Origin of the sequence: Stenotrophomonas maltophilia group sp. Smal17, from assembly GCF_030237045.1 — a bacterium.
Taxonomy (GTDB): Bacteria; Pseudomonadota; Gammaproteobacteria; order Xanthomonadales; family Xanthomonadaceae; genus Stenotrophomonas; species Stenotrophomonas forensis.
The window spans coordinates 1-22,013 of record NZ_JASJSU010000048.1 but is presented as its reverse complement, the minus strand read 5'-3'; the positions used below and the strand labels follow the sequence as shown (position 1 = coordinate 22,013).

Sequence of the window (22,013 nt, the reverse complement as noted above, 5' to 3'; positions counted from 1 at the left end):
CGACGATGGCACTGTTCGACTACCAGGCCGCCAATGCGCAGGGCCGCATCGAGAAAGGACAGCTGGATGCCGACAGCCCGCGCAGCGCGCGCCAGCTGCTGCGCGGACGCGGGCTGACACCGGTACAGGTGAGTGCGGCACGCGCTGCAGGCAGTGGCTGGGGCGCACGCCGACTGTCGGCCAGCGAGCTGGCCTGGGCCACGCGCCAGTTGGCCAGCCTGCTGGCCGCAAGCCTGCCGCTGGAAAGCGCGCTGAGCGCGGTGATCGAGCAGGCCGAGCGCCCGCACGTCGCGCAGGCGCTTACCGCGGTGCGTGCCGACGTGCGCGCCGGCCAGCGCCTGACCGTGGCACTGGCCGCGCGGCCGCGTGATTTCCCGCCGATCTACCGTGCGCTGGTCGGTGCGGGTGAAGATTCCGGTGATCTGGCCCGGGTGATGGAGCGTCTGGCCGACTACATCGAGGAGCGCAATGCACTCCAGGCCAAGGTGCTGACGGCCTTCATCTACCCGGCGGCGATCAGCCTGGTATCGGTGGCGATCGTGATCTTCCTGCTCAGCTACGTCGTGCCGCAGGTTGTGACTGCGTTCGTGCAGGCGCGGCAGACGCTGCCGATGCTGACCCAGGTGATGCTGGCTGCCAGCGCGTTCGTGCGCAGCTGGGGCGTGTGGGTGGCACTGGGCAGTGGCGCGCTGGTGGTAGCGTGGCGGCTTGCACTGCGCCGGCCAGAGCTGCGCCTGCGCTGGGATGCGATGCTGCTTCGTCTGCCGATGGTGGGGCGTTTTGTTCTGGGCGTGAACAGTGCGCGCTTTGCCTCGACGCTGGCGATCCTGCTCGATGCCGGCGTGCCGCTGCTGCGTGCCCTGGAGGCGGCGCGGCAGACGTTGGGCAATGCATTGCTGTCGCGCTGCGCCGACGACGTATCCGCGCGGGTACGCGAAGGTGCGGCGCTGGGTGCTGCGCTGAAGGTGCAGAAAGTCTATCCGCCGATCCTGGTGCACCTGGTGGCCAGTGGCGAGAAGACCGGTTCGCTGGCACCCCTGCTGGATCGCGCTGCACAGACCATCTCACGCGAGATCGAGCGCCGGGCGATGGCGCTGACCGCACTGCTGGAACCGACCATGATCCTGGTGATGGGCGGCGTGGTACTGACCATCGTACTGGCGGTGCTGATGCCGATCATGGAGATGAACCAGCTGGTGCAGTAGATCCACGCCCTGCGCGGATGGATCGCTCGATTCTCCACACAATCCTCCACACCTTTTCCTGATCTTCCACAGGTTTCTTAAGCGGCCTGTCATCGGCGCGGACCAGCATGGACACGTCGCCGCAGAGTGGGCTGGGAGGCCCTCGGCGGCAGCAGGCGTGAAGTGACCGTTCCTCCCTTGGTGTTTCCCTTCGCAGTAAACCCTTCAGGAGAAGATCATGAACAAGTACAAGACCCTGGCCGCGCTGGTTGCCACCGCGCTGCTGGCTACCGCAGGTGCCGCCTCGGCGCAGTCGCTCGTGCAGGGCGGTGGCGCTTCGCTGCCGGCCAAGCTGTACAAGGGTTCGGCCGACAGCATCCTGCCGGCCAACTTCAGCTATGAAGTGACCGGTTCGGGCACCGGCAAGCAGGCCTTCCTGGAAAACCGTGCCGACCTGTTCAAGACCACCGGCACCGTGCATTTCGCCGGCAGCGACTCGGTGCTGACCGACGCTGAGATCGCCGCCTATGCCGCCAACTTCGCCCCGACCTACGGCCCGCTGATCCAGATTCCGTCGGTCGGCACCTCGGTCACCGTTCCGTTCAACAGCGCCGGTGGCAATCTCGACCTGAGCGTCACCCAGCTGTGCGGCGTGTTCTCCGGCAAGATCACCAACTGGAGCACCCTGGATGCGAATCGTTCGGGCCCGATCACCGTCGTGTACCGCAACGAGAAGAGCGGCACCACCGAACTGCTGACCCGCTTCCTGGCCAGCGCCTGCTCGGCCAGCGACACCGCCGGCAGCACCCTGATCGGCGGCAAGTTCAGCACCACCCAGGAGTTCTGGAAGCAGTTCTCGTCGCTGCCGGCGAACTTCACCACCGCTTCGGCGCTGGGCAGCCAGCCGCTGTATGACAAGGTCTACGCCACCACCGGTGCGATTGGTTACATCGGCCCGGACGTGGTGCCGAACCTGAGCGACGCCACCAAGATCGCCAAGGTGCGTGGCTTCTCGCCGAACGACCCGAGCGTGCAGGCCACCCTGGACACGGTGCTGCCGCCGACCGGCGCTGCTGCCAATGACGTGCGCAACTGGGCCCCGGTGTTCACCAACCCGCCGTCCGTCGGTTACCCGATCGTGGGCTACACCACCTTCGAGCTGGGCCAGTGCTACAAGGCCGGCAACGTTGCGCTCGCCCTGCGCGGCTTCCTGCTGGGCCACTACAACGGCAACAACGATGCCGCGTCGCGCGCCCACGGTTTCGTTCCGCTCACCCCGGCCTGGCGTGATGCCATCCGCAACCGCTTCGTGCTCGCCAGCAGCGTCAACGGCGTGAACAACGCCAGCGCCTGCGCCGGCCTCGGCCGCCCGTAATCGCGTCGAACGCAGTGCTTTAACCGAGCGCCGGCCGTGAGGCCGGCGCTCTCTTGCGTGTGGCTGCCGGCCCCGGACCGGGCAGGCATCCGGCCCATTCCTGCACCGGCGGCGCTGTCTTTTGATGTCGGCTTCACGCAGCCGTCCCCGTCTTACAGAAGCAGGGCGCGTGCCGCCCGATCCTTCAGAGCGCGCCGCGATCGCGGCCGCCCAACCAGGTTGACGAGGTTCAGATGTCGCATCCGCTCACGACCGCTTCGCGCCCGTCCACGCTGCGCCGCAGCCACCCGATGGCCTGGGCCGTCGCCGTCGCGCTTGGCACGGTGGTGGCGCCGGCCAGCCAGGCCCAGCAGGCCTTCAGCCCGGCCTGGTTTGCCGACCGCGGTGCCGCCCAGGGCGCGGCCGCGCAGAGTGGACGCATGCCCAGCGGGGTGCCGATCCAGTTCCAGCTGCCCGCGCAGCAGCAGGATGCGGCCCGCCAGCAGCTGCAGCAGTCGATCGACAACCTGGGGACCGCCGCACAGGCCATCGCGCTGCAGCAGCGGCTGCAGCAGGAAGCCAGGCAGGCCCGGCGTGATGCGGGATTCGTGGTGGCCGACGGGCTGGGCAAGGACGGCCTGAAGGTGGATGAGAACCCGCTGACGCGGGGCTGGACCAACGCGCGCGAGGCCATCCAGGCGCAGGGCGCCGATGGCCGCGTGCAGGTCAGCATCGAACAGACCGCAGACAAGGCGATCCTGAACTGGGAGACCTTCAACATTGGTGCCAACACCACGTTGAACTTCCTGCAGAACGCGGACTGGGCGGTGTTGAACCGGGTCAACGACCCCAACGCACGGCCCAGCCAGATCCTCGGCCAGCTGAAGGCCGACGGCAGCGTGTTCGTGGTCAACCGCAACGGCGTGATCTTCGGCAACAACGGCCAGGTGAACGTGCGCAACCTGGTGGCGGCGGCCGCGCGGATCAGCGACACGCAGTTCCGTGATGAAGGCCTGTACAGCGTCAACGCCAGTTCGGATGCGCTGACCGAGGCGTTCGGCAAGGTGATGGTGGAGCGAGGTGCCCGCATCGCCACCCATGAGCCCACCACGGCCACGCGCGGGGGCGGCTATGTCCTGCTGGCGGGGCGCAGCGTGGAGAATGCCGGCCAGATCGACACCCGCAAGGGCCAGACCCAGCTCGCCGCGGGCGACAGCTTCGTGATCCGGCGCGGCGTGGGCACGGCACAGAACACGTCGTCCACCACCGGTGGCAACGAGATCGCGCCGCGCTTCGTGGCGGGCAGCACGGCAGGCGATGTGCGCAACAGCGGCCTGATCCAGGCACGCGAAGGCGACATCACGCTGGCCGGACGCCATGTCGAGCAGGCCGGCGTTGCGGTCGCCACTAGCACCCTGAACCAGCGCGGCACCGTGCACCTGCTCAGCTCCGCCAGCGATGGCAAGGCCAGCGTGACCCTCGGCCGCGATGCCACCACGGCCATCCTGCTTGAGGACGATGGCAAGACCACCGCGCTCGACAGCCAGCGGCAGGCGCTGCTGAACGAGTCGGCGGCCCAGGACAAGGTGCGCAGTACCGCCGCACAGGGGGCATTCGACAACCTGTCGCGGCTGCAGGATCGGCGCGACCAGTCGCGCGTGGAAATCGTCTCCGGGGGCACGGTCGAGGCCCAGGCCGGGTCGCTGACCCTGGCGACCGGCGGCCAGATCGTGGTCGATGCACGCCAGCGCACGCTGCTGGGCGAAGGCGCACGCGTGGATGTATCCGGTGCCACCGGGGTGAAGGTGGCGATGGAGAGCAACCAGCTGGAAATCAACGTGCAGGGCAACGAACTGCGCGATGCCCCGGACGTGCGCGATGCCGGCACGCTCAACAGCAGCCGGGTCTGGGTCGACCGGCGCGGCCTGATCTACGTGCCGGCCGGTACCGGCGGCCATGAAGGCGAACGCTGGTATGCCGGCGGAGGGCTGCTGGAAGTGAGCGGCTACCTGGGCAACCAGCGCCACTCCATCGGCGAATGGGCCGCGCAGGGCGGCACCGTGCAGCTTGCCGGCAGCGAAGTGGTCAGCGCCGCGGGTTCGCGGATCAACCTGTCCGGCGGCAGCCTCGATGTGGCCAGCGGCATGCTCAAGGAGAGCTGGCTGCGCGGCAACGATGGACAGCTGTATCGCCTGGACGACGCGCCGGTGGATCGTGGATTCGCCGGCCTGTATCGCGGCTTTGAAGTGGAACAGGCGCGCTGGGGCATCACCGAAGCCTGGCGCAATCCGTTGATCGGCAATGAATCGCGTTACGAGAATGGCTACACGGTGGGACGCGATGCCGGGCGGCTGCTGGTTTCGGCGCCCACCGCGGTGCTGGAGGGGCAGATCGATACGGCCGTGTTCAATGGCGTGCGGCAGACGCGGGCACCGGGCAGCAGCACCGATGGCTACGTGCAATCGCAGACGGCGGTGGCACGCGGCGCACAGCTGTGGCTGGGGCGCTACGACGGTACCGGCCGCAATGCGGTGTTCGACTCGCAGGTGCGCATCGGCACGGCCGCGGCGGCGACCGCCCGCTGGAGCCTGCAGAGCGCGCTGGATGAAAGCCGTCGCAACACCGTCTGGCTCGATGGCGCACAGTTGAGCGCCCAGCAGTGGGGCCGGCTGGACCTGGCGACGGCAGGCGGCATCCGCATCGACGGTGAGCTGGCCCTTGCCGATGGCGGGCAGCTGAACCTGGTCGGTGGCCGCGTCGACATCAACGGCCAGGTCCGGATTGGCGGTGGCAGCCTGACTGCCAGCAACCTCCTGGCCGACGCCACCGGCCGCATGCAGGTGGTGCAGGCCAACGGCCGTGGTGTGGTCGCATTGGGCGAAGCGGCGGTGATCGACCTGGACGGGCGCTGGGCAAACCAGCGCCTGGACGGCGGCGCCGGCAGCGCGCAGGCATGGATCAACGGCGGTCGCGTGCAGCTGGAAAGCAGCCATGATGTGTCGTTGGCCGCAGGCAGCCGCATCAGTGTCGATGCAGGTGGACGCGTCGACCTGCAGGGCAAGGCCAGTACAGGCAAGGGCGGTGACATCGCCCTGCTGGCCGACAGCAGCCAGGTGACCACCGACGGCAGTGGGCGCTTGCAGCTGGACGGGCGGCTCAGCGGCCTGGGCGGCACGGGGGCCGGCACCCTGCAGCTGGCGACCGGGGGCAAGGTGACGTTGGCTGACCGGGCCCGCGACGATGGCAGCCTGTGGTTGTCACCGACGCTGCTGCGCAGCGGATTCGGTCAGTACGACATCAACGGCCATGCCGGGCTTGAGGTGGCCGATGGCACCCAGCTGGACGTGCGCGCACCGACGTTGCGCGTGCGCCAGGCCGCTGCCGATGCAGCGATCGCAGGCGAGGGCCTGGAGGCCTGGACGGCACCGCTGTATGCCTTCGACCCGGGCAGCGGGTCGGTCACCCAGCGGCAGGGCGCAAGCGTGCTGCTGCGCTCGCAGCGCAATACGCTGGGCGGAGATGTAAGGATCGGCAGCAACGCGGTCGTGCAGGTCGATGCCGGGCAGTCGATCGAGCTGCGCGGCGGTGGCAACATCGACGTGGCCGGTGCGCTGATCGCAAAGGCAGGCAGCATCCGCCTCGACGATGTGCGCGACAACCAGCAGCGCTACCAGATCGGCGGCACCCCGTTGCGCTATCGCATCGGCAGCAACGCGCTGCTGGATGTGTCCGGCGACAGCTTCGCCGCGGAGGACGCCGCGGGTCGCCACCAGGGCGTGCTGCACTCGGGCGGCAGCATCGGGATCGGCGGTACGCTGGACTGGGAGTCGCGTGACGCGCTGGAGAACCGCCCACTGGATGCCTTCGTGGTGGTCGAGCGCGGCGCGGTTCTGGATGCGTCCGGTACCCGTGAGACGCTGACGGTGGATGGCAGTGGCACCCGCTCCGTGGCCAGCGACGGCGGCACGATCGTGCTGCGCTCGGCCAATGGCCTGTACCTGGATGGCACGCTGCGGGCGGCGGCCGGTGGCGTTGGCGCGCAGGGCGGCACGCTGGGCGTGGCCTTCGGCGGTGGGGTGTACGAGCGCCGGGCGGGCGCTGCGGAGCTTGGCCCGCGTGCAATCACCCTGGTGCAGCAGTCCAGCGATGCAGCCCCTGGCGCGTCCACGCCATTGCAGCACGGGCACGCCGAGCTGTCGGCGGCACAGGTGCAGGCCGGTGGCTTCGACCATCTTTCGGTGTTCGGCGATCTTCGCGCGCAGGGGGATGTCGACCTGCGCGTGGGGCAGAGCCTGCGCCTGTACGGGCTGAGCGATGCCGCGATGGGCATGGCCACCGGCAGCGCGGCGGGATCGGCATTGCACGTGCAGGCGCCCTATGTGCGCCTTGCGCAGGCACGCTGGTTCCGTGACACCTCGGACAATCCCTTTGTGGCGCCGGTGGCGGCCCGTGCCGACGCCGGCAACCACAGTTTCAGCGCCTCGGCACAGGTGCTGGACGTACGCGATACGGTCGATCTGGCCGGCTTCGGCAGCGCCCACCTTGCCAGCAGCGGCGACCTGCGGCTGCTGGCGAAAGTCAGTGGCAACAGCAACTTCTTCGATACCCAGCTGCTGGCGCCGTCGAGCCTGGACATCACGGCCGCGCAGATCTATCCGGTTGCCGGAACCAAGGGCCGTATCGCGGTATCGATCTACGACGTGCTGGGTGGACAGAACAACTGGACCGATGCCAAGGGCGTGCTTCGCATCCATGGCACCGGCGCCACGCCTCCTGCGGCCGATTCGGTGTTCGGTTCGCTGGCGTTGGTTGCCGCCACGGTCGAGCAGGGAGGCGTCGTGCGCGCGCCGCTGGGACAGCTGGTGATCGGCGGCCTGGGCCCAGGCAATGTCGCGTCGCGTATCACGCTGTTGCCCGGCAGTGTGACCTCAAGCAGCGCAGCCGGCCTCAGCGTTCCCTTCGGTGGCACCGTGGATGGCCAGCGCTGGCGCCTGAACGGCAAGGATGTCAGCCCCAGCCTGGTGGGCATGATCAGCGCCGTGGACACGGTGGGTGTCGACCTGCATGCCAACAGTGTCGACATCCAGGCCGGTGCGCTGCTGGACCTGTCCGGTGGCGGCACGCTGACCGGCGCAGGGTTCGTCAGTGGCCGCAGCGGCTCGGTGGACGTGCGCAGCCACGCACTGCGTGACGCCAATCCGGCTTACACCTTCAGCGCCAGCAGCAACGCGGTGTATGCCATTGTCCCGTCCTACCGCAACGGCATCGCGCCGCTGGGCCTGGCCGACGGCAGCGCCGACCCGGGCATCGGCCAGCGCATCACCGTGCCTGAAGGGGTGCCGGGCCTGGCGGCGGGCACCTATACGTTGCTGCCGGCGTCCTACGCGCTGCAGCCGGGCGCGTTCCGGGTGGAAGTAGGGGCGCAGGGCACGCAGCAGGCGTTGGCCACCGCCACCGGAACCGGCTCGTGGAAAGTGAGCGGCCAGCAGGCGCAGGGGCTTGCGCCTGCCGCATCGCCGTTGTGGACGGACCTGGTGCTGACCCCGGCCGACGTGGTGCGCCGCCACTCCGGCTACAACGAAACCGGCTACAACGCGTTCGTGCAGGAAGATGCGGCGCGCCGTGGCATCGCGCGTGGCATGCAGTCGGTGGACGCCGGCACGCTGCGGCTGACGCTGGGCGCCGGTGCAGGCCTGGGCACCACAGACGCACTGCGCATGCAGGGCATGACACGTTTCGCGGCCGAGGCTGGCAGCAAGGGCTTCGGCGGTACGGTGTCGGTGGTCGGCAATGGTGGCCCGAGCACGCTGGAAGTGCTGGGTGCAGGCCAGCGCGCCAGCGCGGGCAGCATGGCGGCCATTTTCGCCGACGCGCTCACGGCGTTGCAGCCCTCGCGCCTGATGGTCGGTGTGACCCTGCGTCCGGACGCCACTCTGCCCGGCACGCTGAATGTGAAATCGGAAGGCGGCGGCGTGCTGGTTCGTTCCGGTGCAACGCTGAGCGCCCCTGAGGTGATCCTGGGCGCAGCAGCCGGTGGCGCGGGCGTGGTGATCGAGCAGGGCGCCGTGATCAGTACGGTCGGGCGTGGAAAGCCCGGCTACGACGCCACCGATGGCTATCTGATGAAGCTCGACGCGACCACGGGCGTGCTGGCCGTGTCCAACGGCCAGACCAACCTGCTGTCGGGGGGCGCGGCCGCCCGGGTGGCGATCGATGTGGGCGCCTGCCGCAGCGACAGCTGCACCGGGCAGACCCGGTTGCTGTCCGAGGGCAGCATCAATGTCAGTACCGAGGGCGGGTTCCAGCTGCGCGACAATGTCAGCTATGGCACGCGCCGGTTGGGCCTGTCGATGACCGCCATCAACCTCGGTGATGCTGCATCGTTGCAGGCGATGGCTGCACAGGGTGCCCTGCCGCAGGGGCTGGCGCTGAACCAGCAGACCCTGCAGCAGCTGCTGCGGGGCAATACCGCGCTTGGCACGCCCGCGCTGGAGACACTGAGCCTGTCCGCACGCGACGCGATCAACGTATTCGGCAGCGTGGACCTGGACACCCGCAATCCGGCCACCGGCAACAGCAGCCTGCGCGAGCTGGTGCTGGGGGCGCCGGCCATCCATGGCTACGGCAAGGCCGGTGACCAGGCCCGCATCTATGCCGACACGCTGGTATGGGATGGCACACAGGCGGTATCGACGGTGCTGACCGACGGTACCCCGCAGGCGCCGGGCGCAGCGATGGTCGATCGGCTCGGCCATGGACAGCTCGAGCTCAACACCCGCTCGCTGATCCTCGGCCGCGCGCCCTATACACGCCCCAGTTCGGAAGTGCCGGCCAACCGCCAGGTGCTCGGGTTCGACGGCGTCTCGCTGCGGGCCACGCAGCAGGTGCAGTTCGCCGGCAAGGGCACGCTGGATGTCTACCAGGCCCAGGGCGCCTACCAGGCCGGCACGGGTTGGCAGTACAGCGGCGGCGCACTGGACATCCAGGCACCGCTGCTGACCGGCGCGGCGGGAAGCACCCTGCAGGTACGCAGCGGGGGTGATCTGCGCATCAGCGGCGCCGGCCAGACCCAGGGGCACGACGCGCTGGGCGCCGAACTGGGGCTGCAGGCACGCAATATCCTGATCGACTCTGCCGTGGCGCTGGCCTCGGGCCGCCTGCAGGCCAGGGCGGACGGCGACGTGGTGCTGGGCAGCAACGCCCGCATCGACCTGGCCGGGCGCCGCATCCGCATGGACGATCTGGACAAGTACAGCTGGGGCGGCGACGTTGAACTCACCGCCCGCCAGGGCAACGTGCTGGCCGCCGCTGGCTCGAGCATCGACGTCTCGGCATCGAACAACCGCGCAGGGCGGATCACCGCCAATGCGCTGGGCGAGAACGCGGGCCGCATCGACCTGGCCGGGACCCTGCGTGGTAGCGCGAGTGGTCGCCAGGCCACCGGTGGCAGCACCGTGCCCTATGACAGCGGCGAACTGCTGTTGCGCGCGCAGCAGCTTTCCGACTTCGCCGGCTTGAATCGCCAGCTGGATGCGGGCGGCTTCTTCGGTACCCGCAGCTTCCAGCTCAAGCAGGGCGACCTGACCGTGACCGACACGCTGAAGGCGCGCAACGTTGCGCTCAGCATCGATGGCGGCAGCCTGCATGTGCTCGGCACCATCGACGCCAGCGGAGAGCAGGTGGGAAGCATCCGCCTGGCCGCGCGTGACCGCCTGCAGGTGGATGGACGGCTGGATGCACACGGCAGCGGGCTGCGGGTGGACAGCTACGGCAAGATCATCGACAGCAGCAACCGTGCGCTGGTGGAGCTGGGCAGCCGCGACGGCGAGGTGGTGCTGGGCAGTGCCGCGCGCGTTGACCTGCGCAGCGGCACCGCGGTTGCACAGGGCGACGCGCCCGGCCAGAACGATGGCGTGGCACGAGGCACCTTCACCCTCAATGTGCCGCGACGGGGCACTGACGATGCAGCAGTGCGCGCCGAGTCCGGTGCGTCGGTCACCGGCGCGCGGGATGTGCTGGTCAATGCCTTCCGGCGCTATACCGACGCCCCGCTGGCAGCGACGCCGGATGTCAATGGCCATCGGCCGCAGCTGGTCACCCAGCAATGGCTGGACACGGTGGTCGATCCGCACAACCAGGCATGGATGAACGCCGCCCTCGGCAACGCCGATCTGGCGGCGCGCACTGCGGCACTGGGCAAGGTGCGCCTGCGGCCTGGCGTGGAGATCGTGGGCCAGGTATCGGCCGACAATCCCACCGGCAACCTGACCGTGCGCGGCGACCTGGACCTGTCCGGCTACCGCTATGGTCCGCAGGCCAATCGCAATGACCCCCTGCGCCGTGGATTCGGCGAGTCGGCTGCGCTGGTGCTGCGCGCAGCGGGCGATCTCAGCATCTACGGCAGCATCAATGATGGCTTCGCGCCGCCTCCGGCCAACCCCGATGAGTCGGGCTGGATGCTCGGAGAGACGGCCGATGCCAATACGCTGCGCATCACGCCGCTTGGCGGCGACATCGTGGTGCCCATCGATGGCGTGACGCTGCAGGCCGCGACACGTTTCCCGAAGGGCGCGGTGCTGAACTACGCGATCCCGGTCACGCAGACCGATGTGCCCGCCGGCACCGTGCTGCCGGCGGAGATGCGGCTGGGCGCCCGCCTGCTGCTGGCGGCGGGCACGGTGCTGCCGGCAGCCGTCACCCTCGCCGACGGCACCGTGCTGGCCGCGGGCAGCCTGCTGCAGCAGCCGTTGCAGCTGGCAGCCGGTGACCGGCTGGGCGCCGGCTTCCGGCTCGCTTCGAAAGCAACGCTGGCGGCGCAGCTCTGGCCGGCAGGCGCGGCGTTGCCGGAGGCCATGGAACTGTCCGGCGCGGTTGCACTGGCACCGGGCTCGCTGATTCCGTCGATGACCGCGGTGAAGCTGCCCGGCGGCAAGCCGGTCAACCTGCGGCCGGCCGATGCCAACGGCAGGCAGGGCCGCAACTGGGCGTTGGCGGCAATGTTGCCGGAAGGCACCACGTCGTGGGATGTCACTGCCGTGGCCGGTGCCGATACCTCGGCAGCCGATCCGCGCCTGCGCCGGCTGGATGCCAAGGGCGACCTGATCCTGGCCGACAGCCACTATGGAACGATAGGCACCGTGCAGAAGACCAGCGAGTGGATCGGCGAGCGGGTCCTCACCCTGGATGGCGCGCTTGCGCTGATCGGCGATCCCTCCTACGCCAATCGACCGTTGAAGGAAGTGGCCGAAGAACTGGGCGTCGACGAGCAGACGCTGTGCGACGCAGGCGAAGGCTTCTGCGGCCTGGCCCCGCGCCTGGTGGCCAAGCAGGCCTCGCTGGACCTGGTGGGCGACGAGTCGGCGGTGGGCATGTCGGCGAAGGAATTCGCCGAGATCTTCGGCATGACCGAAGAGAGCTTCTGCGCGATCACCGACTACTGCTATGGCGGCGGTGAACTGATCGAGAAGACGATCTATGGCTCGAAGCTCGGCACTCCGCTGTGGAGTGTGCTGCGCACCGGCAAGGGCGACCTGCAGCTGCTGGCCGGCCGCGACGTGCGGATGATGTCGGGCTTCGGTGTGTACACCGCTGGCGCCCCGACATCGCTCGGCAACGGGCGCGATGCAGTGTTCAATCCGGGCCGGGCGCCGGCACCGGGGCTGTCCACCGTGCTTGGGCCGACCGATGCGGACGGGCGCTATGCAGCGGCCTTGGGGGCATGGCAGGCCTGGTATCCGGACCAGGGCGGAAACCTGACCGTTTCCGCGGGCCGCGACATCCGTGGGGACCTGTGGGACAGCGCCGGCCAGGTAGGATTCGATGTCACGCCGCGCAGCCAGAGCGAAGGCGCGGGCTTTGCCCCCAGTGCGGTGGGCAACTGGCTGTGGCGCCAGGGCAGCCCCGGCGTGGCCGGGGCACCGTCCACGGCGACGAGCTGGTGGGTGAACTTCGGCAGCTACACCAGCCTGCCGACGCTGACCGGTGCGCGCATGGTGGGCTTCATGGGCTTCGGCACGCTGGGTGGCGGCAACCTCACCCTCGAGGCCGGCCGTGACGCGGGCGTGGCCAGCGGAACCGTGGTCAATTCACTGGCACGCCATTCGTCCGGCGTGGTGGCAGCGGTGGGCTCGACCGGGCGCGTCGAGGCCGACGGTACGCTGCACCTGACCGGTGGCGGCGACCTGGCGGTGCGCCTGGGTGGCGCGCTGAATCCGAACCTTGCACTGGCAACCAGCGATCCATCGTTGAACCAGCCCAACCTGCCGCTCAGTGGTGCGCTGGTCAACCTGCGCGGGCGCATGCAGCTGGACGCGGCACGCATCGGTGGCATGGTCACCAATGTGGCGCACTACGTGGCGCCGTACAGCGGCCTGAGGCAGGAAGATCCGTTCCGCGCGCAGCTGGGCGATGCCATGGGCGGGCCGGTGCTGGTGCTGGGCGACGCGGTGGCGACCCTGCAGTCGCGCGGCGACCTGGTGCTGGCCGGTGTGGCCGATGCCGGCCGGGTGCCGGTGCCCAGCTACAACGCACTGGCGCTGGGCGATGGCCGTACCGCCGCTTCCAGCAGCTGGTTCTCGCTGTGGACCGCCAATACCGCGGTGGACCTGATCTCGGCCGGTGGCGACCTCGCACCCGGCCAGCAGAGGGGAACCGTGATGGCCACCGCCGAGTCCGGCGAACTGTTCGCCGAGGCGGTGAAGCAACGTGGCGGTGCCGATCTTCGCTACTGGCTGTATCCCTCGCAGCTGCGGATGCTGGCCGCCAGCGGCAGCATCCGCCTTGCGGAAACTTCGACCACGGGCGGTGATGCGCGCGATGTGCTGCTGACCGCACCCTCGGCACGCGGTTCGCTGGAAGTGCTGGCGATGGACTCGATCCTGGTGCCGATGCGCGGTGCCGACATCAGCAGCTCCGGCGCCGATGTGCGCTTGCCGTCGCCGTTCGCACCGGCCTTCACCGCCGAGGTGGGCGCCACGGTGATCGGCAACGCTTCGGTGGATGGCGTGGCAGGCAATCCGCGCGCCTCGCTGCCGCTGTTCGCGTTCGGCCCGAATGCGCCGCTGGCGCGGGAACTGCGCGAAGGCACCAACGCGCCGAATCGATTCTATGCAGTGCAGGGTGACATCGTCGGCCTGAGGACCGGTGGGCAGTGGACGCTGGACAATGCCATGGGCACGCGCAGCCTGCTCAACTGGAGCGATCTTTCCGCCCCGGTGCAGGTGCGCGCCGGCGGCGACATCCTGGTGTCCAGCATCGGCGCGATGAACACCACTGCCACCGACATCACCGTGGTGCAGGCCGGGCGCGATGTGGTGCGCAGCACGGTGCGCGTGGCCGGACCGGGCAACGTTGATGTCAGCGCGGGCCGCCAGCTCCGCTTCGAGGACGCGGGCAGCGTGACCACCACTGGCGGCCTGATCCAGGGCGATACCCGGCCGGGTGCCAGCGTTTCATTGACCGCCGGCAACCAGCACATCGCCTTCGATGCGGTGCGCGCGCGCTACCTGGGGGCTGCCAATCTTGCCGACCCTGCGCAGCCGCTGGCATCGCAGCCGGGGAAGGTGGCCAAGATCTACGACGCGGAACTGAAGCAGTGGCTGTCGCAGCGATTCGGCATGAGCGTCGACGACGGCTCCGCGCTGGCCGCCTTCGATGCGCTGCCGAAGGAGCAGCAGCACATCTTCCTGCGCCAGGTCTTCTATGCCGAACTGCGCGAGGGTGGCCGCGAGTACAACGATGCCGAGGGGCCGCGCTTCGGCTCCTACCTGCGCGGGCGCGAAACCATCGCCACCCTGATGCCGGACAAGGATGCGAACGGTGCGACTCTCGACCGGACCGGCGACATCGTGATGTTCGGTGGCTCCGGCGTGCGTACCGAAGCCGGTGGCAACATCGAGCTGCTGGCGCCGGGCGGCCAGATCGTACTGGGCGTGGCGGGCGAGGTTCCGCCAGCCAGTTCGGGCCTAATCACCCAGGGCCGCGGGGATATCCGGCTGTTCAGCCAGGACAGCGTGCTGCTGGGGCTGTCGCGGGTGATGACCACCTTCGGCGGTGACATCCTGGGCTGGTCGGAGCAGGGCAACATCAGCGCCGGGCGCGGCTCGCGCACCACGCTGCTGCATACCCCGCCGCGCCGTGTCTACGACCGCTGGGGCAACGTCGTGCTGTCACCGCTGGCGCCTGCGACCGGCGCGGGCTTCGCCACGCTGAATCCGATTCCGGAAGTGCCGGCCGGCGACGTCGACCTGATCGCGCCCCTCGGCACCATCGACGCGGGCGAAGCGGGCATCCGCGTCTCGGGCAACATCAACCTGGCTGCGCTGCAGGTGCTCAACGCCGCCAACATCCAGGTGCAGGGAGAGAGCAAGGGCCTGCCGGTACTGGCAACGGTGAACGTCAACGCGCTGGCAGCAGCCAGTGCGGCGGCAAACAGTGCCAGCCAGGCCGCACAGGATGTGATGCGCAAGAGCCAGGACGACGCGCGGCGCAACCAGCCGTCGGTGATCAGCGTGCAGATCCTCGGCTTCGGCAGTGGCACCAGCAGCATCCAGCCGCCGGCGCGTGGCAACACCGCCAGCAGTGGCTACGATGACAACAGCGCCTTCCAGTTCCCGCAGGCCAGGCGCGACGAAGGCAAGCAGCGCCGCTGAGCATCGATCAGCGCTGCAGACGGCAGCATCGGGCCAGCCGCCATGGAGGGGTGGCGGCCCCAGCCAGGACGGCACGGAGGGCAGGGAGCGGCCATCAGCGGTGAGGACCACCGACACGGCGCCGCCGGGTGCAGGAGTGCGCCCGGCGGCAGGAGAGCAGTGCGTCGTTGCCCGCCAGTAGATCCACGCCATGCGTGGATGATTTTCCTGCAAAGGCGTCCTAAAGCCCCACCACCCGCCGATAGCTCAACGCACCGCGCCCGTCGCGCAGTTCCAGCCGCAGTTCCAGGCCGGTGGCCGGCAACACCTCGCCTTCGCCCGGCAGCGACGCCCAGCCCGCCCCGGGCTGCCACGCACGCAGCTCGAAGCGCTGCACGGCTCGTGCGACCACAATGCCCTTCGACGGCTCGGGTGCGGGCAGCGGGTAGCGGTCGGTGGCAGCGCCGCTGGCCCGCCACAACGTGTCCCCCTGCCGCCACCAGCGCACGCGCTGCCAGCGCAGCCCGTCGCTGCCCACGCTGCGGGTGATCTCCAGCGCGAAACTCCCGTCCGGGTGGCGCTCACTGACCAGAGAGGGCGGCAGCAACCGCTGCGGCTGATCGGCCGGACGCACCGCGCCGTTCATCAGCGCATCATCGGCGCGCATCTCGACATCGCGCTGGAACTGCTGAACCGCGCGCAATGCACGCGTGGTTTCCGTATCGGCCTGGCGCAGGCGCTGGTCGCTGCTGGCCACGCTGTCGATGGCCCGCCAGCAGATCAGTGCCAGTACGCCCATGATGGTGATCGCGATCATCACCTCGATCAGGGTGAAGCCATGCACCGGGCGCTTCACGGCGTGGCTGTCCACGGCAGCTGCATTCGTGCCAGCGACTGCCGCGGCGACTGCTCGGCCACCACGCTCAGTTCCAGCTGCGGTTGCCCATCCGCCCCGGTGCCCAGATGCTGCAGCACCAGGAACCGGCTGCGCCCCTGCAGGCAGCGCTGGCGTGCCTCCTGCGGTACCTGTCCGGCCAGGCGCAGTTCCTGCCAGCGATCCTGTGCACACATCAGGGCCAGCCGACGGTCGCGCAGGCGCGACTGATCATCGGTGGCGACCGCGACCGATCGCATCACCGCGGCCAGGGCAATCGACACGATCGCCAGTGCGATCAGCACTTCGATCAGGGTGAATCCGCGCGTGTTCCGTTTCACTGCACGACCTGCAACTGTCCGCTGCCATCATCACGAAGACGCAGCAGGCGACCGTCCAGCGACAGCCGTACTTCCCAGGCAACGCCGATCCATTCCGGGCTCAGTTCGATGGCGGTGGCCGGCTGTACCAAAATGCCGGCGGCCTGCCACTTCTGGGGCCGCAGCAGGTCGTCGCGCTGTACATCCACCCAACGGCTGCCTTCGCGGCGGCTGAAATGGTAACCGTCGGCGTCGGCCTGCCAGCGCACGGTGTTGCCATCGATGCGGGCCTCGTCGCGCGCGACCTGCAGGCGTTGTGCCAGCCGCTCGGCCTCCTGCCGCAACTGCCGCGCGGGGTCGAGCAGGCTGCCCAGGCCCAGGCCGATGCCGGCCGTGCAGATGCCGATGATCACCAGCACCACCATCAGTTCCAGCAGGGTGAAACCACGCGGAATGTGCAGCATCGACATTGCCTCCGGTCCTTGCCGATGCCTGCCAGCGTATGCGCGGATGATGAAACAAAAGCGTCAGCGGTAGCTGCTAGCGTAGGCGGACACGAACGTGGCGATGGTGCAGGACATGGACAGGCGCTGGGATCGCAATCGGCTGTTGACCGTGCTGGCAGCGACGCTGCTGCTGGCCGTGGTGGCCTACTGGACGGTGACCCTGTCTGCGGTCGCGCCAGCGGCGGTGGCCAGCGAAGCGCCTGCCGAGGCCGCTGTGCGGCCGGTGTTCGCGGCGGTGGCCAGCCTGCCGCTGGTGCGGCTGCTTTCGCCCGGCGCCGTCCAGACCGAAGTGGTGGTGCTGGGGGTGATGGCCGGCGAGCATTCGCCGCTGGCCTTGCTCTCGGTCGATGGCCGTCCTGCAGAAGCGTACGCACCGGGCCAGCGGCTGGGACCCTGCACGGTACTGGCCAGCATCAGTGCCAGCACGGTGGAACTGAACCAGGCCGGGCAGTCGCGCAGCCTGCCGGTGCCGGAGCTGCCACCGGTGCCGACGGATGGCATCGTGCCGGCCGCTGCGCAGCGTGGCGCCCCGTAGCGCCGAGCCCACGCTCGGCGGCAGATGCACGGGTTCAGCGCGCCGGACGCTGCGGCACCACCGAACGACCAAAGGCATCGCCCATGCGCTGCCGCGTGCCTTCCAGGTTGTACTGCATCAGCTGGTTGCCAGGCTGCCGCATCAGGCGCTCGGCTTCGGGCAGCGCCGGTGACTTCGCCGGTTTCGGCGCCGGTGCCAGCTTGCGTTGCAGGCAGTCCCAGGCAGGGATGCGCTCGCCGTTGACCTGCACTTCGATGCATGGCGCGGCATCGTCCTGCTGCTTCGCTTCCCCGGCCTGGAGCGGTGGCACCACCAGCAGCAATGCCAGGGCGAGGGCTGGGTGGAGGCCCGTCTTCAATGAACTGCTCATCTCGAATCTCCTGCGGCAACCGGTGTTCTTCACCGAAGACGTATGGCGAACGCAGTGTCCGCCCGCGAGGGTTGCGGCGCTGTCAAAAGATGACAGGGCTGTCACAAAACTGTTGGCGGCTTTGACGCGACGTGCACGTCCTGTTGGTAGATCCACGCGCCGCTCCATGGCCATTCCCTTCGATACGACGCGATGCCTTCGATGACTCCTGTTCCGTCCCGAGCCGTCCGCCTTCCGCTGCGCCTGCATCCGTTGGTGCTGGCGCTGGCCATGATGCCGCTGCCGTTGTTCGCACAGCAGGCGCCCGCGCCCAGCGTGAACATCAACGAATACATCGTGCGCGGCAACACCGTGCTCGATCCGCGCCAGATCGAACGCGCAGTGGAGCCGTTCCTCGGCCCGGGCAAGACCCTGGCCGATGTCGAGAAGGCGCGTGATGCGGTCAATGCGCTGTACCAGCAGGCCGGTTACCAGTCGGTCTACGTTGAACTGCCGGAACAGCAGGTCAGTGGCGGCGTGGTACTGCTGAAGGTGCAGCAGACGCCGATCGGCCAGCTGCGCGTGGTCGGCACGAAGTACGAGTCGCCCGAACGCATCCGCGAGCGCGTGCCGGCGCTGGCCGAAGGCAAGGTGCCCGATTTCGAGCAGGCGCAGAAGGAACTGACCGCGCTCAACGAAGGCGGGCGCCGGCAGGTGATGCCACTTGTGCGCGAAGGCCAGGTGCCCGGCACCATGGACGTGGACCTGCAGGTTGAAGAGAAGTCGCCGTGGCGCGTCAGCGCGGCACTGAACAACGATCGCAGCGCCGATACCGAGAAGCTGCGCCTGAGCACCTCGCTGGCCTACGACAACCTGTGGCAGCGCGGGCACAGCGTCAACGTCGGCGTGTACCTGGCGCCGCAGGACACCCAGCAGGCCAAGGTGTTCTCGGCGTCGTACATGATGCCGTTCGAAGGCACGCCCTGGAGCCTGGAAGCCTCCGGCTACAAGTCCGACAGCCGGGTGCTCAATGCCGGCGCGCAGGTCGGCACCGGGTCAGGCACCAACGTGATCGGCAATGGCCATTCGATCGGGCTCAAGCTCAACTATCGCCTGGCCGGCAGCCGCCAGTGGTGGCGCCAGCTCAGCCTCGGTGTGGACTTCAAGGACACCGAGGAAGACACGCAGATGGAAAAGGGCAGCCTGAAGACGCCGTTGAAGTATGCGCCGATCACCCTCGCGTTCGTGGGCGTGCGCCAGGGCGAGCAGGGCCAGTTGAGCATCAATACCCAGCTGGTGGCCGGCACCCGCCGCCTGCTGGGCTACGGCAGCGATGCCACTGCATTCGGGCAGAAGCGATTCTGGGCCGATCCGAGTTTCGTGGCCTTCAAGGCCGACGTGGCCAACACCCATACCTTCGGAAGCGACTGGCAGTGGTATGCGCGCGGCTCGCTGCAGGTGACCGACGCGCCGCTGGTGTCGGCCGAACAGTTCGCCGCCGGCGGCATGTACACGGTGCGCGGCTATCTGTCGGCCGAAGCGATCGGCGACTACGGCGGCCTGGCCAGCCTGGAATGGCGCACGCCGGCGTGGTCGCTGTGGAGCGGCACCGACCTGCGCGTCTACAGCTTCGCCGACGCAGCCTACCTGCGCCTGCGCCAGCCGCTGCCCGATCAGCGTGACAAGTACAACCTGGCCTCGGTCGGCCTGGGCGCGCAGCTGCGCCTGGGCGAACACCTGCAGCTGCGCCTGGACTATGCCTGGCCCTACGCCGACGGCCCGGTCACGCGCAAGGACGACCCGCGCCTGCATTTCAACATCAGCACCAGTTACTGACCCTTCCCTTGAACATGCGTTCTCCGGAGACCCTTCGCATGGACCGTTTGCTTTCCCGAGTGTTGTTGCTGCTGGCCGCGCTGGTGGCGCTGCCCGCCGCTGCGGCCGATGCCAATTGGTGGCAGGCCGAATGGAAGTACCGCAAGCCGATCACCGTCGACGCCGGCCCGCAGGGCGCCGGCCTGGCCGGTGACCCGGGCCGCACGCCGCTGCTGCTGCGCCTGCATACCGGCAACTTCGGCTTCGATGGCACCCAGGATGCGGGCAGCGACCTGCGATTCGTCTCGGGCGATGGCCGCACCGTGCTGGCCCACCAGATCGAACAGTTCGATCCCAAGCTCGGCCTGGCGCTGGTCTGGGTGGACGTGCCGGCAGTCAGCGCCGCCGCACCGCAGACGATCTGGATGTACTACGGCAACGACAAGGCCCCGGCCAGCGGCAATGGCCAGCAGGTGTTCGACCCGGACTACACGCTGGTCTACCACTTCGCCGAAGCCAATGCCCCGGCCCGCGACACCACCGCCTATGGCAACAATGCCGGGGCCGTGGTGCCGCCGTCGGAAGGCTCGGTGATCGGCCGTGGCGTGCAGCTCGGCGGCGGTCCGCTGCCGCTGCCGGCCAGCGCCTCGCTGGCGCAGCAGGCGGGCGCGCCATTGACCGTTTCCGCGTGGATCAAGCCGGGCAGCAACAGCGCCGCACAGGCGATCTATGCCCGTCGCGACGGTGCGGCCGAGCTGGTGCTCGGCATCGAGAACCGGGTGCCGTTCGTGCAGCTCAACGGCCAGCGCAGCACGCCCGCGCAGCCGATTCCGGAAGGGCAGTGGGCGCATGTGGCGCTGACTGCGGAGAAGGGGACGCTGCAGCTGTACCTCAATGGGCGCGTGGTCGCCCAGCTCAGTGGCGATCTGCCGGCCCTGAACACCGCCGCCGTGGTGGGCGCCGACGCCGCGGGTGCGGCGCAGCCGCTGGCCAACTTCGAAGGTGCGCTGGATGAGCTGCGCATCTCGCGGGTGGCGCGCCCGGCGGCGCTGCTGCTGGCCGATGCCACCGCGCAGGGCGCCGATTCGCGCCTGATCAGCTACGGGGCCGACGAGCAGTCGGCCGGGCAGAGCCACTTCGGTTTCATCCTCAAGGCGATGCCGTTCGACGCCTGGGTGGTGGTGGCCATCCTTGGCCTGATGATGTTGCTGTCGTGGGCGATCATGATCGCCAAGAGCCGCCACTTTGGCCGCACCAGCAAGGCCAATGCCGTGTTCACCGAGAGCTTCGGCAAGCTGTCCGGCGTGCCGCTGCGCACCCTGTCCGACATGGACCGCCAGGGCAAGGCGCCGACCGCGATGCACGAGGGTTCGCTGTGGCGCATCTACCAGGTCGCCATCGATGAAATGCAGCAGCGCCACCAGCGTGATGGCAACAGCGGCTACCTCAGCGCGGCCACCATCGCCGCCATCCGCGCCTCGATGGATGCGGTGATGGTGCGCGAGCAGGAAGGCATGGCGCGGCGCATGAACTGGCTGTCCACCACCATTGAAGGCGCGCCCTATGTGGGCCTGTTCGGCACCGTCATCGGCATCATGCTGGTGTTCGTGGTGGCGGCGATGGCCGGCGCGGTGGACATCAACTCGGTGGCGCCGGGCATGGCCGCCGCGCTGCTGTGTACGGCCGCTGGTCTCGGCGTCGCGATCCCGGCGCTGTTCGGCTACAACTACCTGGGTGCGCGCGCCGAGGCGATCGGCGCGGACATGGCGGTGTTCATCGACGAGTTCGCCGCGCGCCTGGCCGAAGAGCAGGACGGGCGCGGCCCGGCCGCGGTCCAGGGCTGAGGGGCGCGCCATGGGCCAGAAGGCGAAGTTCGGCATCAAGAAGCGCGAGAAGGGCATCAACGTGACGCCCTTCGTCGACGTGCTGCTGGTGGTGCTGGTGATCTTCATCCTGACCAGCAACGCCTCCATCCCCGGCATCGAGGTCAACCTGCCGAAGGCCAGCAACAGCGTGGCGCTGGAGAAGCCGAAAACCAAGGCGATCACCATCGACCCTAGCGGCCAGGTGTTCCTCGATGCCTACCCGGTGACGATGGCCGAACTGGAAGACCGCCTGCGCACCGAACGTGCGACCACGCCGGACTTCCCGGTGATCGTGCGCGGCGATGCGCAGGTGCAGTACGCGCGCGTGGTCGAGGTGCTGGACCTGCTGCGGCGGCTGGAGCTGGCCCAGGTCGGGCTGGTCACCGGCAAGGCACAGGGCTGAGGCATGACGGCCCATCAACCCCCTCGGCCGGAGCCCGGCATGCGCGGTCGCCAGCTGCTGGTGACCGTGGCGCTGGTGCTGGCCGCGCTGTTGGTGCTCGGCATCGCGGTGTGGTGGCTGCTGTTCAAGGACACCGCCAGTACCCGCAGGCCGGTGGTGCAGCCGCCGATGCTGGCGCT

General features: G+C 69.0%; 11 protein-coding genes and 1 pseudogene. 8 read left to right on the top strand and 4 right to left on the bottom strand.

Annotated features, from left to right (window positions below; genetic code table 11):
* Positions 1–5: 5 nt before the first annotated feature.
* The 3 genes from gspF (at position 6) to QRO93_RS13480 (ending at position 15,188) form a co-directional block, all read left to right on the top strand.
* The gene (gspF, locus tag QRO93_RS13490) at positions 6–1,205 is read left to right on the top strand and encodes a type II secretion system inner membrane protein GspF (protein WP_180878654.1); all 1,200 of its coding nucleotides are present in this window, start codon (positions 6–8) and stop codon (positions 1,203–1,205) included.
* Positions 1,206–1,422: 217 nt separating this feature from the next.
* Entirely contained in the window at positions 1,423–2,559 is a 1,137-nt protein-coding gene (locus QRO93_RS13485) for a substrate-binding domain-containing protein (protein ID WP_133934842.1), read from the top strand.
* Positions 2,560–2,792: 233 nt separating this feature from the next.
* Positions 2,793–15,188 carry a filamentous haemagglutinin family protein gene (locus QRO93_RS13480; protein WP_180878653.1) on the top strand — a complete coding sequence of 4,132 codons (12,396 nt, stop codon included), beginning with the start codon at positions 2,793–2,795 and terminating at the stop codon, positions 15,186–15,188.
* Positions 15,189–15,408: 220 nt separating this feature from the next.
* On the opposite strand, the gene QRO93_RS13475 is transcribed toward QRO93_RS13480, so the two are convergent.
* Genes QRO93_RS13475 through gspH form a run of 3 tightly spaced genes read right to left on the bottom strand, consistent with a single transcriptional unit; the run spans position 15,409 to position 16,825 of the window.
* On the bottom strand, positions 15,409–16,023 hold the full coding sequence (locus QRO93_RS13475) for a prepilin-type N-terminal cleavage/methylation domain-containing protein (RefSeq protein WP_180878671.1): 615 nt from the start codon (positions 16,021–16,023) through the stop codon (positions 15,409–15,411).
* Entirely contained in the window at positions 16,020–16,382 is a 363-nt protein-coding gene (gene gspI / locus QRO93_RS13470) for a type II secretion system minor pseudopilin GspI (protein ID WP_053449914.1), read from the bottom strand. Before gspI ends, QRO93_RS13475 begins: the two co-directional genes overlap by 4 nt.
* Positions 16,379–16,825 (bottom strand): type II secretion system minor pseudopilin GspH, encoded by a 447-nt coding sequence (gspH, locus tag QRO93_RS13465; protein ID WP_180878670.1) that lies wholly within the window; start codon positions 16,823–16,825, stop codon positions 16,379–16,381. The genes gspI and gspH overlap by 4 nt, the downstream gene beginning before the upstream one ends.
* Positions 16,826–16,928: 103 nt before the next feature.
* On the opposite strand from gspH, the gene QRO93_RS13460 reads away from it, so the two are divergent.
* Complete coding sequence (locus tag QRO93_RS13460; protein ID WP_180878669.1) at positions 16,929–17,402, top strand: general secretion pathway protein; 474 nt, start codon at positions 16,929–16,931, stop codon at positions 17,400–17,402.
* Positions 17,403–17,436: 34 nt separating this feature from the next.
* Here QRO93_RS13460 and QRO93_RS13455 read toward each other — a convergent pair whose 3' ends face one another.
* Positions 17,437–17,772, bottom strand: coding sequence for a hypothetical protein (locus QRO93_RS13455; protein ID WP_053449913.1), 336 nt, complete (start codon positions 17,770–17,772; stop codon positions 17,437–17,439).
* Between the two features lie 201 nt (positions 17,773–17,973).
* Between QRO93_RS13455 and QRO93_RS13450 the strand changes: the two genes are divergently transcribed.
* The 4 genes and pseudogenes from QRO93_RS13450 to QRO93_RS21575 all read left to right on the top strand — a co-directional run.
* Positions 17,974–19,587 carry a ShlB/FhaC/HecB family hemolysin secretion/activation protein gene (locus QRO93_RS13450; RefSeq protein ID WP_285304258.1) on the top strand — a complete coding sequence of 538 codons (1,614 nt, stop codon included), beginning with the start codon at positions 17,974–17,976 and terminating at the stop codon, positions 19,585–19,587.
* Positions 19,588–19,625: 38 nt separating this feature from the next.
* Complete coding sequence (locus tag QRO93_RS13445; protein ID WP_180878651.1) at positions 19,626–21,410, top strand: DUF2341 domain-containing protein; 1,785 nt, start codon at positions 19,626–19,628, stop codon at positions 21,408–21,410.
* Positions 21,411–21,420: 10 nt separating this feature from the next.
* A complete protein-coding gene (locus QRO93_RS13440) occupies positions 21,421–21,834 on the top strand; it encodes a biopolymer transporter ExbD (protein ID WP_005409874.1) in 414 nt (137 codons plus the stop codon).
* A 39-nt stretch (positions 21,835–21,873) separates the two neighbouring features.
* A pseudogene (locus tag QRO93_RS21575) lies at positions 21,874–22,013 on the top strand (ferric siderophore transporter TonB); the annotation flags it as partial.